Here is a 2,427-nt window from a genome sequence, read left to right on the forward strand (position 1 = left end):
CCAGAAGTGACAGTTAGTGATGCTGTTATGCGCCTTGATCTTGGTGAACTTCAAACTTTGATGTTTAGAAACAGCGGGCATGGCGGCATTAATGTTGTTTATAGAAGACCTGATGGTAACATCGGTTGGATAGATCCCAAACCATCTTAATTTTTCTAGAGAAAAAAAGAGCAACTTCCTTATGGAATTATCAAATCTAATCAACTTGGAAACTATTTACCCCAATATGAAGGCAAGCAGCAAAAAGCAGCTACTTCAAGAGTTGGGGACAATCGTTAAAGATAAAATCGGTAAACCTATATTTGAAATTGCTAGTGTTCTTATGGAACGTGAGCGATTGGGTTCAACGGGTGTTGGACATGGCGTTGCTATTCCGCATGGACGATTTTCTGAATTAGATCAGATTTGTGGTGTTTTCGTAAAGTTAGATAAGCCAGTTAACTACGATTCAATTGATGATCAACCGGTTGATCTTATTTTCTTATTGCTCGCACCAGAAGAAGCGGGTGCAGATCATCTAAAAGCACTAGCAAAGATCTCTCGTATTTTTCGGGATCAGGCAACTTGTGCAAAATTGCGTGGCGCTGATAATAGCGACGCTATTTATGCAATACTAAATTCTGTTCAATAATAAAAAAGCACTCCGCTGATCATCATCGGAGTGCTTTAATTTTTCATCATATAAAACGATTGATTATGCGTCATCTTCCGGTTGAGGTGGAAGCTCTTCACGGTATTTAAATTGATCCGCTAATTTCTTATCGCTTTCTGCTTCAGGAATATCACCTTCTGTCACTTCCGGTGGGCGTACCCAACAATCAGTTCCAAGCTCAGAAATTTTCTGACAAGCAACTCTTGCTTCTTCATAACTGGTTAATGGGCCAGCATTTAATCGGTAAAAATAACCATTTAGTTGCTGAGCGCGATCACCGAAATCAATTTCAGAACGACGTGGTTCTAATTGACCGATAATATCAAAGTACTTTTCTTTCAGTTTTTCCCAACCTGGGCGAAGTTCTTCTTTAGTACGGTATGCTGCAATTTGCAGTGCCCAGCCTTCTGGTCCAAGTAGCGCAGGCACACCATCATCTTCTGGCTCAGGTGCCGGCTCTGGAGCAGGTTGTAATTGTGCAACATGCTCAGGCGGAACCTCGACTAATCGAGCAACCGTAATGGCTTTTGTTAGCTCATTATCATCATCATTAAACACTTCATTTGCAACATCTGAAAGATCTGTTAAATCATTACCAGATTGAGACAATACGGCATCAAAACGATCATCAGCAGGCAGTGCAGTTAAAATACGATAATAATTTAAATTCTCGTTGGTAAGATCAGGACTGCTATCAATTGAAAGAAGTCTTGCTGACATCATTTCATTACCTGAAAGAGCATATGCCATTGCAAGGTTTTGACGATGTGTCGCACCCGCATTTTTATGTTGTGCTGCTTGTTTAAGAACCGAGATTGATTCGTCATGTCGCGATTGAAGAGCTAGAGACATCCCATAATTATTTAAAAGTTTTAAGTTATCAGGGTCTAAAGCTAAACCGTCTTTATAAACCTCAAGTGATGCTTCACGATGTCCTTGCATATCTAACGCAATTGCAAGCGAACTCATTGTATCGACATCTTTGGGATTAACACGTGCTGCTTGCTGTAAATACGGAAGCGCGCGTGTAGGACGATTAAGAGCCAGATAACTAGCGCCGAGTCCTTTTAAAGCTTCAACATTTTGTCCATTTTTACTAATGGCTTGCTGAAATGCATCAGCGGCATCATTATATTGACCAATTGCACTCAGGCTTTCACCAAGTCCGACTAATGGTGCTGCAGCATCAGGTTGAAATTTATGGGCACGGCGATAAAGTGGGATAGCCGCATTTGGGTCACCATTTTCCATCATTTCATTAGCGAGCATTAAGAAACTGTTGTTTGAGTTTGCAACTTGAACTGAACCCTCACCAGTATACCCGCCAGGAACATTCGCTTCGACGCGCTCCATTGGTGCATTTTCCTCATTGGGGCGATAAACACTGGCTTGTTCACCGTTAAAACCCGCATTAGAGCAAGCAGACGTAAAAAACGTCAAAGCCAGCGCGGCAAACGGTCCAAATTTTAAGTTATCTTTTAGAGTTCTTTTATTTTCATTATTTAGTTTGACATTCTTCATATCAAATTCCAATCCGATTTAACTGATTATTTTAATTTTTAAGACAGCTACAATCACTGATATTACAAACTTTGTCTTCTTCACTTAGATACATTTCAAGAGCGTCAGATATTATATCCTGACAACTTTTTCTAGAATGAGCCGCATATAGGCGCAGTTTTAAATGATCGTTCTGCTCCATTCTAAGGGTCATTGCTATTCTCTTACCTGCTTTCGCAGTATTCTTAACTGGTGGCTGTTCTGTTTTAGAACTT

General features: G+C 40.3%; 4 protein-coding genes. 2 read left to right on the forward strand and 2 right to left on the reverse strand.

Translation table 11 applies throughout. From position 1 onward, the window contains the following. Together ACTF6W_RS06705 and ptsN are read left to right on the forward strand one after the other, a co-directional pair. Positions 1 to 150: sigma 54 modulation/S30EA ribosomal C-terminal domain-containing protein (locus tag ACTF6W_RS06705; RefSeq protein ID WP_438993773.1), on the forward strand; the 150-nt coding region annotated here is incomplete at its 5' end. Between the two features lie 31 nt (positions 151 to 181). Further along, complete coding sequence (ptsN, locus tag ACTF6W_RS06710; RefSeq protein ID WP_438993770.1) at positions 182 to 631, forward strand: PTS IIA-like nitrogen regulatory protein PtsN; 450 nt, start codon at positions 182 to 184, stop codon at positions 629 to 631. 63 nt (positions 632 to 694) lie between these two features. On the opposite strand, the gene ACTF6W_RS06715 is transcribed toward ptsN, so the two are convergent. Together ACTF6W_RS06715 and ACTF6W_RS06720 are read right to left on the reverse strand one after the other, a co-directional pair. Then, a complete protein-coding gene (locus ACTF6W_RS06715; protein WP_438993771.1) occupies positions 695 to 2,173 on the reverse strand; it encodes an SPOR domain-containing protein in 1,479 nt (492 codons plus the stop codon). Positions 2,174 to 2,204: 31 nt separating this feature from the next. After that, the coding region (locus tag ACTF6W_RS06720; protein WP_438993772.1) for a hypothetical protein at positions 2,205 to 2,427 on the reverse strand (223 nt) is incomplete at its 5' end.

The organism is Pseudemcibacter sp. (assembly GCF_965661635.1).
In the GTDB taxonomy this organism is placed as follows: domain Bacteria; phylum Pseudomonadota; class Alphaproteobacteria; order Sphingomonadales; family Emcibacteraceae; genus Pseudemcibacter.

What these genes read in the sequence shown, in the direction of transcription:
- ptsN (WP_438993770.1), top strand. Translation starts at nt 182, where the DNA reads ATGGAATTATCAAATCTAATCAACTTGGAAACTATTTACCCCAATATG.
- ACTF6W_RS06715 (WP_438993771.1), bottom strand. Translation starts at nt 2,173, where the DNA reads ATGAAGAATGTCAAACTAAATAATGAAAATAAAAGAACTCTAAAAGAT.